Genomic DNA, 14751 nt, shown 5'->3' with positions numbered 1-14751 from the left:
AACCACGTCACGTCGACGCTGACAAGGGTCCGTCCACACCCACCTCGGCGCCCGCGGCGAGATCGGACCCGAGAGCACAGGCGTACCGCCGTTCCGCCCGTGTGGCGACCGCGGCGCCCGTAAGATACTCCTATTGTCTGGACACACCGACGCTCCAGACCGGTCGGGCCGTCCGGCCGGACCTCAGGCCCCGCAAGGACCGGTTCACATGCCCGACAGAGGCACGCAGCTGCACATCGAGCTCGACCGCACGAGCCCGGTGCCGCTCTACCACCAGATGGCGAAGGCGATCGAACGCAGCATCGAGTCCGGCGAGCTGCTCCCCGGCGAGCGGCTCGAGAACGAGATCGCACTCGCCGACCGGCTCAAGGTGTCCCGCCCGACGGCGCGTCGGGCGCTGCAGGAGGTCGTCGACCTCGGGATGCTCGTGCGCAAGAGGGTGTGGGGACCGAGGTCGCGCCGGTCCGGGTCCGCCGCAAGGTCGAGCTGTCGAGCCTCTACGACGACCTCGACACGGCTGGCCGTCGTCCGACGACCACGGTGCTGGAGTACGTGACCGGGCGCGCCTCGGCCGAGGTGTGCGAGGCCCTGGAGATCCCGGTCGACTCCGAGGTCGTCACGGTCCGCCGGCTGCGGTTCGCCGACGGGGAGCCGCTCGCGCTCATGACGAACCACCTGCCGGTCGCCCTCGCGCCCGACGAGGACGAGCTCGCCGACGTCGGTCTCTACGCCGCGCTCCGGGCCCGGGGCGTGGAGATCCACATGGCGCGCCAGGTGATCGGCGCACGCGCCGCGACCGCCGCGGAGGCCAGGACGCTCGAGCTCAAGGCCGGCGCGGCGCTGCTGACCATGCAGCGCACGGCCTACGACCCGGCCGGACGGCCGATCGAGCACGGGGTGCACCTGTACCAGGCGTCGCGGTACAGCTTCTCCACCACGCTGTTCGCCCCCTGAGCAGGCCGGCGCGCGCCGTCCGCCCTCCCGCCCGCTGCCCCGCCCGCGTCCCGGGCGACGCGTCGCCGGCCGCCTCGGGGGCGACCGCGGGCGTCACCCGCCGGCGAGGCCCCGCAGGTGCTCCATCGCGGCCCGCACGTCCCCGACCGGACCCTCCCCCGTGGGTTCCTGCTCCAGGACGGTGTCCTGCTCCAGGACGTACCAGCCGTCGAACCCGGCGGCGTCGAGCGAGGAGACGATCGCGGCGAAGTCGACGTCGCCCTCGCCGAGACGCGTGTAGATCCCGGCCCGCACCGCGTCGGTGTAGCTCAGGTCACCGCTGCGCACGCGCGCCGCGAGGTCGGCGCGGACGTCCTTGGCGTGCACGTGGTTGATCCGGTGGGCGTGCTCGCGGGCGAGAGCCACCGGATCGGCGCCGCCGATGAGCAGGTGACCGGTGTCCAGGCACAGGGAGATCCGGGAGCCGGCGAGCACGCGCTCGACCTCGTCGGCGCGCTCCACCATCGTGCCGACGTGCGGGTGCAGGGTGGCCTGGATTCCGCGGGACGTGGCGAGCTCGCGCAGCCGGTCCAGGTTGGTGAACAGGGTCTGCCACCCGGCGTCGTCGAGCTCCGGTCGCTCGTCGTAGCCGTCCTGCCCCGAGCTCGCGGCGAGCACGAGCACGTCGCCGCCGGCGGCCTCGAAGCTGTCGAGCTCGCGGTCGACCGCGGGCAGCGGGTCGTGGCCCGGGTCGTGCAGCACGACCGGGACGAAGGCGCCGACGGCGGCCAGGTCGTGCCGGGCCAGGACCGCCGCGCGCTCCGCGGGCGCCTGGGGCAGCCAGCCCTGCGGCCCGAACTCGGTCGCGGTCAGTCCGAGCTCGTGCATCTCGGTGAGCACACGCTCCGGGCCCATCTGGTAGCCCCAGCCGGGGACCTCGCACACGCCCCAGCTGATGGGCGCACCGGCGATCTTCATGGTTGCTCCTCGTGCTCGCGGGCCGACGCCGGCCCTGGGTTCGGTGGTTCGCGACGCGCGCCGCCCCCGCGGGGGCACCACGTCCGTGCGCGATCCGGGGAGTGACCGCCGGTCGACCGGGCGGTCAGCGGGCCGATGCCGTCGTGAGGGTGCCGTCCGGCCGGACGCGTCCGCCGGTGGTCGCGCTGCGGGTGGCGGCGTCGGCGAGGGCGAGCGCGGTGCGCCCCTCGGCGAGGCCCGGCACGGGGGTCCGGCCGGACGTCACCGCCTGCACGAAGTGGTCGAGCTCCGCCCGGTAGGCGTCCGCGTACCGCTCGAGGAAGAACGCGAGGTACGGCCCCGCGGCGCCCGAGCGGTCAGCCGAGGCGTGCCGGACGTGCGCGGGCGTCGGGTTGGTCAGCTCGAGCGAGCCCAACGGCCCGAAGGCCTCGAGCCGCTGGTCGTAGCCCGTGGCGCAGTGTCGCGAGTTGATGATGGTGGCCACCGCGCCGTTGGCGGCGGTGAGGGTCACGACCGCGGCGTCCCAGTCCCCCGCGGCGCTGATCTCCGCGTCGAGGTGCTGCCCCACCGCGCTCACCTCGACCACCTCACTCGAGGAAGTGCGCGGCCATGTCCAGGTCGTGGATCGTCATGTCGCGGAAGATCCCCCCGGACTGCGCCACGTACGCCGCGGGCGGCGCAGCCGGGTCGCGGCTGATGATCGTCAGCTGCTCCAGCGGCCCGATCTCGCCGTCGGCGACCCGGGCGTGGATCTGGGCGATGCTCGGGTCGAACCGCCGGTTGAACCCGATCATGACGCGGTGCTCCTGCCCGGCGATCGCCGCCAGGCAGGCGTCGACCCGGTCGAGGGACAGGTCCACCGGCTTCTCGCACAGCGCCGCCTTGCCGGCGTGGACCGAGGCGACGATCTGGTCGACGTGCAGCGGCGTGGGTGAGCCGATGATGACGGCGTCGACGTCGGCCGCCTCGAAGACGTCCTCGACCCGGGTGGTCGCCCGCGCCCCGTACGGCGCGGCGAGGCGCGCCGCGCCGTCACCGAACGGGTCCGCGACGAGGGCGAGCCGGGTCCCCGGGTGGGCGGCGACCGAGGCCGCGTGCACGGCCCCGATGCGTCCGGCGCCGATGACGGCGATGTCGATCACGGTGGTCCTCTCGAGCAGGTGGGGCGGGACGGGTGGGGTGCGCCGGCACGCGGCGGGGCGGGCGCCCGAGGTCAGGAGCGGGGAAGCTCATGCTCGCGGTGACCGGGTTGTCCTGGTGCGGCCAGCGGGTCGTGATGACCTTCGCGTGCGTCCAGAACCGGATGCCCTCAGGGCCGTGGGCGTGGTGGTCCCCGAACAGGGACTGCTTCCAGCCGCCGAACGAGTGGTAGGCCACCGGGACCGGGATGGGGACGTTGACGCCCACCATGCCGGCCTGCACCTCGGTCGTGAAGCGGTGCGCGAGCTCGCCGGAGTCGGTGAAGATGGCCGCGCCGTTGCCGAACGGCGACGCGTTGACCAGCGCGAGCGCCTCCTCGAACGTGTCGACCCGCAGCACGGTGAGTACCGGGCCGAAGACCTCGTCGCAGTAGGCGGTCATGTCGGTCGAGACGCGGTCGAGCACGGTGGGGCCCACGAAGTGCCCGTCCTCGTGACCGGCCACGGTCAGGTCGCGCCCGTCGACGACGGCGACCGCTCCGGCGTCGACCGCACGGGTCACGTGGTCGACGACGCGGCGGCGGGACTCGGCGGTGATGACGGGTCCCATGTCCACCCCCTCGGCGTCCCCGGGCCCGACGACGATCGCCTCGGCGGCCTTGCGGAGCTCGGCGACGAGCGGCTCGGCGGCGGAGCCCACGGCGACCGCGACCGGCACCGCCATGCACCGCTCCCCGCGGACCCGAAGGCCCCGGCGGAGATCTGCGCCGCGGCGAAGGCCATGTCGGCGTCGGGCATGACGACCGCGTGGTTGTTCGCCCCGCCGAGGGCCTGCACACGCTTGCCGGCCGCGATCGCGCGCTCCTGCACGTACCGCGCGATCGGCGTGGACCCGACGAAGGACACCGCGGCGATCCCGGGGTGGTCGAGGATCGCGTCGACGGCGACCTTGTCACCGTGGACGACGTTGAAGACGCCGTCGGGAAGGCCGGCCTCCGCGTAGAGGCGCGCGACGAGGTTCGACGCGGACGGGTCCCGCTCGGACGGCTTGAGGATGAAGGCGTTGCCGGTGGCGATGGCCACCGGGTGCATCCAGAACGGGACCATCGCGGGGAAGTTGAACGGCGTGATCCCCGCGACGACGCCGAGCGGCTGGCGGATCGTGTGCACGTCGACGCCGGTGGACGCACCGGCGCTGTACTCACCCTTCGACGCCTGGGCGATCCCGCACACGAAGTCCAGCGTCTCCCCGCCGCGCTTGATCTCCCCCGGGCGTCGTCGACGGTCTTGCCGTGCTCGCGGGAGATGATCGCCGCGAGCTCGTCGGTGTGCTGCTCGAGCAGCGCGCGCATGCGGAACATGACCGCGGTCCGGGTCGCGAGCGAGGTCCGGGCCCACGCCGCCTGCGCCTCGGTGGCGACCTGCACGGCGTGGTCGACGACGGCGTCGTCGGCCAGGGCGAGGGTGGCGACGGCTCGGCCGGTGGCCGGGTTCTCGACGTCGGCCGTGCGCGTGACGGGGCCGTCGTGCTCGGCGCCGCCGATCCAGTGGGTGATGGTGTCCATGGGGTGTCTCCGGTCGGGTGAGTGCGGGCAGCGGCGGCCACGGGGCCGCCTGCGCGGTCGGGTCAGAGGTGGTGGCGCTGGGCGTCGCGCGCCGCGACGTACTCGGCGCGCGCGGTGCGGGTGGACTCGAGCGTGGACACCTCGGCGACGGGGACGTCCCACCACGCCGACGACGGCGGCGCGGGGCCGTACAGGTCCGTCTCGACGACGATCGCGGTGGTCGCGGCGTTGCCCGCGGCGGTGCGGTACGCCGCCCGGAACTCCTGGGTGCCGGCCGGCTCGAGGACCTCGATGCCGTAGCTGCGCAGGTTGGCGGCGAGGTCGAGCGGGACGTGCGCGCCGTCGAGCAGACCGGTCTCGGGGTTGCGCAGGCGGTAGCGGGTCGCGAAGCGCTGCGAGCCGTGGGACTCCGACAGCGCGCCGATCGAGGACCACCCGTGGTTCTGCAGGACGACGACGACCACCTTGACGCCCTCGGCGACGATCGTCGCGATCTCCTGCGGCGCCATCTGGTAGGAGCCGTCGCCGACGAGCGCGACGACCTCGCTGTCGGGCCGCGCCAGCTTGGCGCCCAGGGCGGCCGGGATCTCGTAGCCCATGCAGGAGAACCCGTACTCCAGGTGGTACTGCACCGGGGTCCGTGCCCGCCACAGCGCCTGCAGGTCCCCGGGCATGGAGCCCGCCGCGTTGATGAGGATGTCCTCGTCGCCCATCAGCTCGTTGAGCGCGCCGAAGATCTCGGTCTGCGCCGGCAGCGGCTGCTGGTCGCGGTGGTAGCACTCGTCGGTGACGACGGACCACGCGTCCACGAGCTCGCGCACGCGCCGGGTCCGGTCGGCCGGGCCGCGGTACCCGGCGAGCGACTCGCGCAGGGCGTCGAGGCCCTCGCGGGCGTCGGCGACGACCATCTCGGCGCCGTGCTTGGCGGCGTCGAACGCCTTGACGTTGAGGTTGACGAAGCGGACGTCGGGGTCGGCGAAGACGGTGCGGCTCGCCGTGGTGAAGTCGGTGTACCGCGTGCCGACCCCGATGACGACGTCGGCCTCGGCCGCCAGCGCGTTGGCGGCGTCGTTCCCGGTGGCGCCGACCCCACCGGCCGCGCACGGGTGGTCCCAGGCGAGCGCACCCTTGCCGGCCTGGGTGTCCAGGACCGGGATCCCGGTGGCGTCGGCGAACGCGGCCAGCGCGGCGCTCGCCTCGGAGTACACCGCGCCACCGCCGGCGACGACGACGGGACGGCGGGCGGAGCGCACGACGTCCGCGGCGCGCCGCAGGGCGGCGGGCTCGGGCACCGGGCGCGCGACGTGCCAGACGCGGCGACGGAACAGCTCGACCGGCCAGTCGGCGGCCTCGGCCTGCACGTCCTGCGGCAGGCACACCGTGACCGCACCGGTCTCGGCCGGGTCGGTCAGGACCCGCATGGCACCCAGGAGGCTTCCCACGAGCTGCTCGGGCCGGGTGACGCGGTCGAAGAACCGCGACACCGGGCGGAACACGTCGTTGACCGACACGTCCAGCGACTGCTCGTTCTCGAGCTGCTGCAGGACGGGGTCGGGCCGCCGGGTGGCGAACACGTCCGACGGCAGGAGGAGCACCGGGATGCGGTCGATGGTCGCGAGCGCCGCACCGGTCACCATGTTGGTCGAGCCCGGGCCGATCGACGCGGTGCAGGCGAGGGTCTGCAGCCGGTTCGCCGTCCGGGCGTAGCCGACAGCGGTGTGGACCATGTTCTGCTCGTTGCGGGCGCCGTAGTAGCGCAGCGGCTGCTCGCCGTCGGCGGGGTCCAGCTCGTTCTGCAGCAGCGCCTGGCCGAGGCCGGTGACGTTGCCGTGACCGAGGATGCCGAACACCCCGGGGACCAGGCGCCGCTCGACGCCGTCGCGCTCCGAGTACTGCACGCTCAGGAAGCGCACCACCGCCTGGCCGACGGTGAGGCGGACGGTCTCGCGCGGGCTCATGGTGCGGGGCTCCTGTCGGCGGGCTGATCGGCGGGCTGGTCGAGCGGCTGGGTCATCGGCAGCCGGGGGTCGAGCGCTTGGTCCGCCCAGGTCCCGCGCACCCAGCCGTGCCGGGGGTCGTCGGTCATGAGCCAGGTCCGGTCCTCGGCCGGCCCGGCCATGACGTTGAGGTAGTACAGGTCGTACCCCGGGGCCGCCATCGACGGGCCGTGGTACCCGTGCGGGGTCAGGACGACGTCGCCGGCGCGCACCTCGGCGGTCAGGTCGACCGGCCGGTCGGCCGTGCCGTAGGTGCGGTGGAAGCCGAAGCCCGGCCCGTGCGGTCCCGGCCGGACGTCGAACAGGTAGATCTCCTCGAGCTCCCGCTCGTCCTCGGAGTGCTCGTCGTGCTTGTGCGGCGGGTACGACGACCAGTTGCCGCCCGGGGTGAGCACCTCGCACACCAGCAGCCGGTGCGTGTCGAGGTCGGTGCCGAGCGCGTAGTTGTTCACCTGCCGCGACGACGCACCCGCGCCACGCATCTCGACCCGCACCGTGTCGGCCCCCGGTACGTCACCGGCAGCCGGCGCTCGGCGCGGGCCGTGGCCAGCGCGAAGCGGCCGCCACCTGCCGAGCGCAGCGTGAAGGTCGTCCCGATCGGCACGTACAGGTGGTCGGTGACCGCGGTGAACACGTCGGGTCGACCGGTCAGCCAGTGGGTGGCGCCGTCGACCTCGACGGTGCACCCGCCCGCGAGCGGGACGACGAGCACCTCGTCCGCACCGGTCCGGATCTCTCGGGTGGCCCCCGGCTCGAGCTCGACGACCCGCAGGCCCGAGTACCGCCACCCGGCGCGCTCGGGGGTGACGTCCACCGCGTACCCCGGGCCGGTGGCCCGGCCCGCACGCAGCAGCAGCCGGTCGTCGTCGTCGGTCACACCCATCTCCCGTCCGGCCCCTGGGGCCACGTCCGCGGCCCGGGCCCGGCGACGTCCGCGTCGCCGACGACCCGGCCGGTCGATCGCTGCCAGCCTTCCGCAGCGATGCGATGTCGTCAAGCATATGTCAGGACATATGCTCCTTCCATCCACGGCGGCACTGGACCGCCACCTGGCGCGCCACCACGTCTCGTAGTTACACCGTATGTCCTGACAACTGGTTGACAGGCGATTACGGCAGCACTTTGAATGGGTCCACCGCCGCGCCCTCGGGCCGCACGCGGCGAGGACGACCTCGACGGCAGCCCCCGATGGAGCGAGCAGCATGCAGACCGCGATCAGCACCGACACGAGCAACCCGTTGCTCACGATGACCCGCACGACCCCGACCGTGCTGTGGAACGACTCGGCGGACAGCCACGAGCTGCGCCGGTCGATGACGTACGGCGCCGTCGGCGCGACCTGCAACCCGGTGATCGCGTACACGACCCTCAAGAAGCACCCGGACGTGTGGCGCGCACGGCTCGCCGAGCTCGCGGCCGAGCGCCCGACCGCGACGGAGTCCGAGCTCGGGTGGGCGGCGGTCCGGGAGATGTCGGTGACAGCCGCCGCGCTGCTCGAGCCGGTGTTCGCCGAGCACGGCGGGCGCAACGGGCGCCTGTCCATCCAGACCGATCCGCGGCTCCACGCCGACACCGACGGCCTCGTGGAGCAGGCCGTGGAGTTCGACGCGCTGGCCGTCAACATGATCGTCAAGATCCCCGCGACCGCGGCGGGCGTGCGCGCCATGGCCGAGGCGACCTACCGCGGCATCAGCATCAACGCGACGCTGTCGTTCACCGTCGCCCAGGCGGTCGCGGCCGCGCAGGCGGTCGAGGACGGGCTGCGCCGACGCGAGGCGGAGGGGCTCGACGTGACCTCGATGGGCCCCGTCATCACCATCATGGGCGGCCGGCTGGACGACTGGCTCAAGGCGGTCGTGGCCCGCGACGGCGTCGTGCTCGACCCCGGTCACCTGGAGTGGGCCGGCGTCGCGGCGCTCAAGCGTGCGTACGAGATCTTCGTCGAGCGCGGATACCGCAGCCGCCTGCTGTCCGCCGCGTACCGTAACCACATGCAGTGGAGCGAGCTCGTCGGTGGTGACCTCGTGATCTCGCCGCCGTTCGCGTGGCAGGAGAAGTTCGTCCGGTCCGGGCTGCGGGGCGAGCCGCGGATCGACGTCCCGGTCGACCCGCGCGTCCTGGACTCGCTGCGCACCCGGGTCCCCGAGTTCACCCGCGCCTACGAGGTGGACGGCCTGACCCCCGCGGAGTTCGACACCTTCGGTGCGTCGCGGTTCACGTTGCGGCAGTTCCTGGCGTCCAACCACGACCTCGAGAACCTCGTCCGCGACGTCGTCGTCCCGGACCCGCTGGGCTGACCCGTGACGACGACGCGACACCCCGCCGACCACCTCGCCGCCGAGCTGGCCGCCCCGGGCCCCGGCCGGGGTCCCTGCCGCCGCGGGCGCGGCTGCGCTCCGACGCCCCCCAGCAGTCGCTGAACGGCGACTGGGCCTTCCGCCTCTGGCCCAGCCCGGCCGACGTCGTCGACGACGACTGGCTCGGCGAGCACCCCGCCGACCGGTCGGACGACGCTGCGGCCGACGGCTGGACGACGCTGCCGGTGCCGTCGCACTGGGTGCTCCACGGCCACGGCGCCCCGGCCTACACGAACGTGCAGTACCCGTTCCCGGTCGACCCACCGCACCCGCCGGACGCCAACCCGATCGGTGACCACCGGCTGACCTTCACCGCGGACCCGCGTCTGCTCGAGCACCCGACCGTCCTGCGGTTCGACGGCATCGAGTCCGCCGCGACGGTCTGGCTCAACGGCACCGAGCTCGGGACCACGCGCGGCAGCCGGCTCACCACCGAGCTCCCGACCACGGGGGTCCTGCGACCGGGCACCAACGTGCTCGCGGTGCGCGTCGCGCAGTGGTCCGCGGCGAGCTACCTCGAGGACCAGGACATGTGGTGGCTGCCCGGCATCTCCCGGGACGTCACGCTGCTGGCGCGCCCGCGGGGCGGGGTGCGCGACGTGTTCGTCCACGCCGGCCTGGCCGACGACGGCGCCTCGGGGACCGTCCGCGTCGATGTCGCCCGCGAGCCCGACGGCGACGGCCACGCCACCGTGTCGATCCCCGAGCTGGGTCTCGTCGACGCCGCCCCGGACGTCGTGCACCGCCTCGCGGACGTGGAGCCGTGGAGCGCCGAGCGCCCCCGGCTCTACGACGCGACGGTCGCGACCGCCACCGAGACGGTCCAGTTGCGCATCGGCTTCCGGACCGTGTCCGTCGTCGACGCCACGCTGCTCGTCAACGGTCGACCGGTCCTGCTGCGCGGCGTGAACCGGCACGAGCACCACCCCCGCACCGGTCGCGTGGTGCCGCCCGCCACGACGCGCCACGAGCTGCACCTGATGAAGCAGCACAACGTCAACGCGATCCGCACGTCCCACTACCCGCCGCACCCGGACCTCCTCGACCTGGCCGACGAGCTGGGCTTCTACGTGATCCTCGAGGCCGACCTCGAGACCCACGGGTTCGTGCTCAACGGCTGGCGCGGCAACCCGAGCGACGACCCGATGTGGCGCGAGGCGTACCTCGACCGGATGCGCCGGACCGTGGAGCGGGACAAGAACCACCCCGCCGTGCTCATGTGGTCGCTCGGCAACGAGGCCGGGACCGGCGCCAACCTCGAGGCGATGGCCGCCTGGACGAAGGCCCGCGACACCTCGCGCCTCGTGCACTACGAGGGCGACTGGAGCAGCCGGTACACCGACGTGTACTCGCGGATGTACCCGCTGACGTCCGAGGTCGAGCAGATCGCCACCGAGCCGCCGGCCGGCCCGGACGCCCCGGACTCCTCGGACCCTCGGACACGGACCGCCACCGCCGGTCCCTGCCGCTCGTGCTGTGCGAGTACGCGCACGCCATGGGCAACGGTCCCGGCGGGCTCACGGAGTACCAGGACCTGTTCCACCGCCACCCGCGCCTGGCCGGCGGCTTCGTGTGGGAGTGGGTCGAGCACGCCTTCGACGGCCTCCGGGTACCCGGCGCCACCACCGCGGTGGACGGCGACCGCCCCCCGATGCTCTACGGCGGCGACTTCGACGAGCCGGTGCACGACGGGAACTTCGTGGTGGACGGCCTCGTCTCCGCGGACCGCGAGCCCCGGCCGGGCCTGGCCGACCTGAAGAAGGTGTGGGAGCCGGTCACGATGACGGTCGCCGACGACCTCACGTCGGTGCGGGTGCACAACCGGTATGACGCCGTCGACCTGTCGCACCTGACGTTCACGTGGGCCGTGGCGCGCCACGGGGGTGACGCACGCTCGGGCATCGTCGTCGTCCCGCCGACGGGTCCCGGCGCGGCGGTGGTCGCCCCGCTCGACGTCGGCCCGGTCGAGCCGGGTGAGGTCGTCACCGTGTCCGCACGCCTCGCGCAGCCGACGCCCTGGTGCGACGCCGGCCACGAGGTGGCGTGGGCGCAGCGCACCCTGCCCACGGCCCCCGCCCCCGGCCGGCCGCGACCGAGACGCCGTTCCCACCGGCGCGCTCGCCCGGGGTGGTGACGCTGGGACCGGCACGGTTCGACACCCGCACCGGTGCCCTCGTCGGGCTCGGCGACCTCACCGTCGACGACGCCGCCCTCGGGCTGTGGCGCGCACCCACCGACAACGACCGCGGCGTCGGCTGGGACCGCCCCGACGCGCCGTCGCAGGCGGATCAGTGGGCCGCGCTCCGGCTCGACGGGATGGTCTCGCGCCTCGTCTCGCTCGACGTCGCGGGCACCGCGCTGGTGGTCCGCACCCGCGTCGCCCCGCCGGTGCACGACGTCGGCGTCGACGTCACCTGGCGCTGGACCAGCGACGGGACGTCGCTCACCGGCGACCTCACCGTCGAGCCGTACGGCCCGTGGTCGTGCGACTGGGCCCGGGTCGGGCTGGATCTCACCGTCGCGGCCCCGCTGGAGGGCATGGCGTGGCAGGGTCTCGGGCCCGGGCCGCGCTACCCCGACACCGGGCAGGCCGCACGACGCGGCTGGTGGGACGTCGGTCGTGACGAGCTGGCCGTGCGCACGGTGCGCCCGCAGGAGCACGGCGCCCGCGTGGTGCAGGACGCGACGGTCCGGCTCGGCGGGCCCGCGCACCTGCGGGTGCGCGGCGACGACCTCGCCGTGACCGCGCGCCCGTGGTCGCGACGCACGGTCGCCGCCACCGCGCACGACCACGAGCTGCCCCGCACCGACGTCGCGCACGTGTCCGTCGACGCCGCGCAACACGGCATCGGGACCGCCTCGTGCGGGCAGGGCGTGCTGGAGGCGTACCGGCTGCGGCCCCGCACCGTCCGGTGGCAGGTCGTGCTCTCGGCCGTCCCCGTCGGTGACGGAGGGGGTCGCGCGGACGCCTGAGCCGGCCGAGCGGGGCGCGCCGTCGACGGCGGACCGGACGTGCTGGCCGACGGCCGGGCCCTGCTGCCCCGGGACGCCGTGGGGACGCCCGACATCCGATGCCCGACCGGTGCGCCGAACCCTCGCGGAGCACCCGCTGCGGGGAGCACACTGTGCGCCGTGGCGCTGCCACCGTCCCCCGCGGGGGCGAACGCCGCTCGGCCGACGCCGACCGGCACGCAGGTCCGGCGCACGCGCCGGCGGGCGTCGACGACGACGACCGCGGCGGGTCCCGACCGGCACCCGTGCCCCGACGGCGACGCGCCGCGTCGTCGTCGGCCACGGCTCTCGAGGTGACGAGCACGTCAAGCCAGAGGACGGCAGCGATGGGGATGTTCGGATCACGGCGCGCACTGAGCGGCGCCGCAGGGACCGCCGTGCTGGCGGTCGCGTTCGCGGCGGGGACCGCGACCACCGAGGGATACCGGGACGATCGTGACCGCGGGGACCGCGGACGGGTGGACCGGGCGAGGAACGTCATCCTCCTGGTCGGAGACGGCCTGAGCATCGCGGCGCGCGATGCCGTCCGGCTCGCGACCGTCGGGCAGGACGGGCAGCTCGCGATGGACTCCCTCCGGTACGCGGGATGGACCCAGACCGACTCCGCCGACCCGGAGGAGGCCGTGACCGACTCCGCAGCCGGCGCGACGGCGTTCGCGACCGGTGTGCGCACCTACAACGGCGCGGTGGGCGTCGACGCCGACGGCAACGCGGTGCCGACGCTGCTCGAGCACGCGAAGGAGCTGCGCAAGTCGACGGGGCTGGTCACGACGTCGCAGGTCACAGATGCGACGCCGGCGGCGTTCGGGTCCCACGTGCCCGACCGGGGCGAGCAGAGCGAGATCGCGCGGCAGTACCTGGAGGTGACGCGGCCGGACGTCATCCTCGGCGGCGGCGAGGACTGGTGGTTCCCCGAGGGCGACGAGGGCGCCTACCCCGACGACCCCGACGACGTGCGGCCCGAGGTCAGCCGGAGCCCGTTCGGCAACCTCGTCGAGCAGGCCGAGGCCCAGGGGTACGACTACGTGAGCACCGAGGCCGAGCTGCTGGACTCCGACGCGGACCGCCTCCTCGGGCTGTTCGCCAACGAGGAGATGTTCGAGCAGGCCCCCGAGGGCGAGGGCGACGAGTACGACCCGGTCGTGTCCCTGCGGACCATGACCGAGAAGGCGCTCGACGTGCTCTCCCAGAACCGCCGGGGCTTCTTCCTCATGGTGGAGGAGGAGGCCATCGACGAGATGGCGCACAACAACAACGCCGCCCGGACCATCCAGGCCGGGCAGTCCCTCGACGAGACGGTCGCCCTGGTCACCGAGTTCGCCGACCACCACCGCGGCACCCTCGTGATCGTGGTGGGCGACCACGAGACGGGTGGCCTCGCGATCGAGAACGTCGACCCCGCCGACGAGTCGGGCGACCTGGGCAGCACGGAGGAGAACGTGCTGCGCAGTCTCGAGGACGGCCCCTTCCCGGTCGCGGGCTCCGACCTCGAGTTCTTCGTCGACTGGACGACGACCGGGCACACCGGGGCGGCGACCCCGCTCACCGCCGAGGGGCCGGCCGCCGAGCTCCTCGCCCGGTCGCAGGACTCGACGGACGTGTTCCGCGTCGCGCTCGCCGCGATGCGCGGGCGCTGGTAGTCGGGTCGACGCGCCTCACGGCCCGGCCGGTGTCGGCACCGCCGGGCCGTGAGGCCGCGACGCCTCGCCACTGGCCGCCCCGCCTCACGCGACGACGATCCGGTCGCCTCGCGTGTAGGTGTTCAACGTCCCCCTCGGTTGAACCCGACGACCGTGAGGCCGCGGTCCGCGCCGAGCTCGACGGCCAGGGCGGACGGCGCGGAGACGGCCGACAGCACCGGGATGCCGGCCATCGCGGCCTTCTGGACGAGCTCGAACGAGGCACGACCGGAGACCTGGAGCACCGCGCCGGTCAGCGGCAGCAGCCCCTCGCGCAGCGCCCAGCCGACGACCTTGTCGACGGCGTTGTGGCGCCCGACGTCCTCGCGCACGCACAGCAGCTCGGGCGCGGCGTCGTCGGGCCCCGGTGTGCCGGCGGTGCCGGGCCGCCTGGCCGGTGCGAACAGCGCGGCCGCGTGCACGCCGCCGGTGTCGGTGAACGTCCCCTGCCGCTCGCGCAGACGCTCGGGCAGGGCGAGCAGGTGGTCGAGCAGGACGGACCCCGGGTCGGCCGCGACGTCGTACCGGGAGACCTTGGTGACCGCCTCGATGGACGCCGTCCCGCACACCCCGCAGCTGCTCGACGTGTAGACGTGCCGCTGCATCGAGGTGTCGGGGGGCGCGACGTCGTGTGCCAGCCGGACGTCGACGACGTTGTAGTCGCGCTCCCCCGCGGTCCCGATCCCGGTGCGGTAGTCCATCCGGACGATGTGGTCACGCGCGTGCACGACCCCTTCGGAGACGAGGAAACCCGCGACGAGGTCGAAGTCGTGACCCGGCGTCCGCATCGTCACGGTGAAGGAGGTGCCCCCGACCCGGACCTCGAGCGGCTCCTCGCCCGCGAGCAGGTCGGCTCGCTCCCGGACGACGCCGGCGGCGGACATGTGCTGCACCCGCCACCGCTTCGTCACCCGCGCCATCCCCGCATCCTCGCGCACGACGCGAGCCGCAGCGGCCCGCGGGCCCGTCGACGTCGACGTCGGTCGTCGTCCGGCTGGAGCCCGGCGCCCTCGGTCGGGTGGTGCCGCAGGACCATGACGAGCATGAGGCCGCTGGTCACGCTGTCGAGGCTGTGGAGCGCCCAGATCGGC

The 14751-nt window shown here is 74.2% G+C and carries 12 protein-coding genes and 3 pseudogenes; 7 read left to right on the top strand and 8 right to left on the bottom strand.

Annotation, left to right across the window (positions count from 1 at the left end):
- Nucleotides 1-208: 208 nt before the first annotated feature.
- The gene (locus tag REH70_RS08135; RefSeq protein WP_310753636.1) at nt 209-556 is read left to right on the top strand and encodes a GntR family transcriptional regulator; all 348 of its coding nucleotides are present in this window, start codon (nt 209-211) and stop codon (nt 554-556) included.
- Nucleotides 541-954: a UTRA domain-containing protein gene (locus REH70_RS08130; RefSeq protein ID WP_310753635.1), complete on the top strand. Its 414-nt coding sequence runs from the start codon at nt 541-543 to the stop codon at nt 952-954. Before REH70_RS08135 ends, REH70_RS08130 begins: the two co-directional genes overlap by 16 nt.
- 93 nt (nt 955-1047) lie before the next feature.
- Here REH70_RS08130 and REH70_RS08125 read toward each other — a convergent pair whose 3' ends face one another.
- From REH70_RS08125 to iolB, 6 genes and pseudogenes are all read right to left on the bottom strand, one after another.
- The gene (locus REH70_RS08125; RefSeq protein WP_310753634.1) at nt 1048-1911 is read right to left on the bottom strand and encodes a TIM barrel protein; all 864 of its coding nucleotides are present in this window, start codon (nt 1909-1911) and stop codon (nt 1048-1050) included.
- A 124-nt stretch (nt 1912-2035) separates the two neighbouring features.
- Complete coding sequence (locus tag REH70_RS08120) at nt 2036-2488, bottom strand: Gfo/Idh/MocA family oxidoreductase (protein ID WP_310753633.1); 453 nt, start codon at nt 2486-2488, stop codon at nt 2036-2038.
- A 10-nt stretch (nt 2489-2498) separates the two neighbouring features.
- The gene (locus REH70_RS08115; protein WP_310753631.1) at nt 2499-3053 is read right to left on the bottom strand and encodes a Gfo/Idh/MocA family oxidoreductase; all 555 of its coding nucleotides are present in this window, start codon (nt 3051-3053) and stop codon (nt 2499-2501) included.
- 76 nt (nt 3054-3129) lie between these two features.
- A pseudogene (locus REH70_RS08110) lies at nt 3130-4615 on the bottom strand (CoA-acylating methylmalonate-semialdehyde dehydrogenase); the annotation flags it as partial.
- Nucleotides 4616-4677: 62 nt separating this feature from the next.
- Nucleotides 4678-6573: a 3D-(3,5/4)-trihydroxycyclohexane-1,2-dione acylhydrolase (decyclizing) gene (gene iolD, locus REH70_RS08105; RefSeq protein ID WP_310753630.1), complete on the bottom strand. Its 1896-nt coding sequence runs from the start codon at nt 6571-6573 to the stop codon at nt 4678-4680.
- A pseudogene (iolB, locus tag REH70_RS08100) lies at nt 6570-7495 on the bottom strand (5-deoxy-glucuronate isomerase). The gene iolD and the pseudogene iolB overlap by 4 nt, the downstream one beginning before the upstream one ends.
- 319 nt (nt 7496-7814) lie before the next feature.
- Here iolB and REH70_RS08095 point away from each other — a divergent pair.
- The 5 genes and pseudogenes from REH70_RS08095 to REH70_RS08075 all read left to right on the top strand — a co-directional run bounded on the left by REH70_RS08095 (nt 7815) and on the right by REH70_RS08075 (nt 13621).
- Complete coding sequence (locus tag REH70_RS08095; protein ID WP_310753629.1) at nt 7815-8909, top strand: transaldolase family protein; 1095 nt, start codon at nt 7815-7817, stop codon at nt 8907-8909.
- Nucleotides 8906-10306: pseudogene (locus REH70_RS08090) on the top strand (glycoside hydrolase family 2 TIM barrel-domain containing protein); the annotation flags it as partial. The gene REH70_RS08095 and the pseudogene REH70_RS08090, both read left to right, overlap by 4 nt.
- 158 nt (nt 10307-10464) lie before the next feature.
- On the top strand, nt 10465-11103 hold the full coding sequence (locus REH70_RS08085) for a beta-galactosidase domain 4-containing protein (protein ID WP_310753628.1): 639 nt from the start codon (nt 10465-10467) through the stop codon (nt 11101-11103).
- Nucleotides 11100-11942 (top strand): hypothetical protein, encoded by an 843-nt coding sequence (locus tag REH70_RS08080; protein WP_310753626.1) that lies wholly within the window; start codon nt 11100-11102, stop codon nt 11940-11942. Before REH70_RS08085 ends, REH70_RS08080 begins: the two co-directional genes overlap by 4 nt.
- 365 nt (nt 11943-12307) lie before the next feature.
- Nucleotides 12308-13621, top strand: coding sequence for an alkaline phosphatase (locus REH70_RS08075; protein WP_310753625.1), 1314 nt, complete (start codon nt 12308-12310; stop codon nt 13619-13621).
- Between the two features lie 122 nt (nt 13622-13743).
- Here the strand turns inward: REH70_RS08075 and fdhD are convergent, their stop codons facing one another.
- Nucleotides 13744-14580 carry a formate dehydrogenase accessory sulfurtransferase FdhD gene (gene fdhD / locus REH70_RS08070; protein ID WP_310753623.1) on the bottom strand — a complete coding sequence of 279 codons (837 nt, stop codon included), beginning with the start codon at nt 14578-14580 and terminating at the stop codon, nt 13744-13746.
- Nucleotides 14568-14720, bottom strand: a complete 153-nt coding sequence (locus REH70_RS08065; RefSeq protein ID WP_310753622.1) for a hypothetical protein — start codon at nt 14718-14720, stop codon at nt 14568-14570. Before REH70_RS08065 ends, fdhD begins: the two co-directional genes overlap by 13 nt.
- Nucleotides 14721-14751: the final 31 nt, after the last annotated feature.

This window comes from Cellulomonas sp. ATA003, from assembly GCF_031582905.1.
Taxonomy (GTDB): domain Bacteria; phylum Actinomycetota; class Actinomycetes; order Actinomycetales; family Cellulomonadaceae; genus Pengzhenrongella.
The sequence above is the reverse complement of the archived record's forward strand: the minus strand, read 5'-3'. Positions and strand labels throughout refer to the sequence as shown.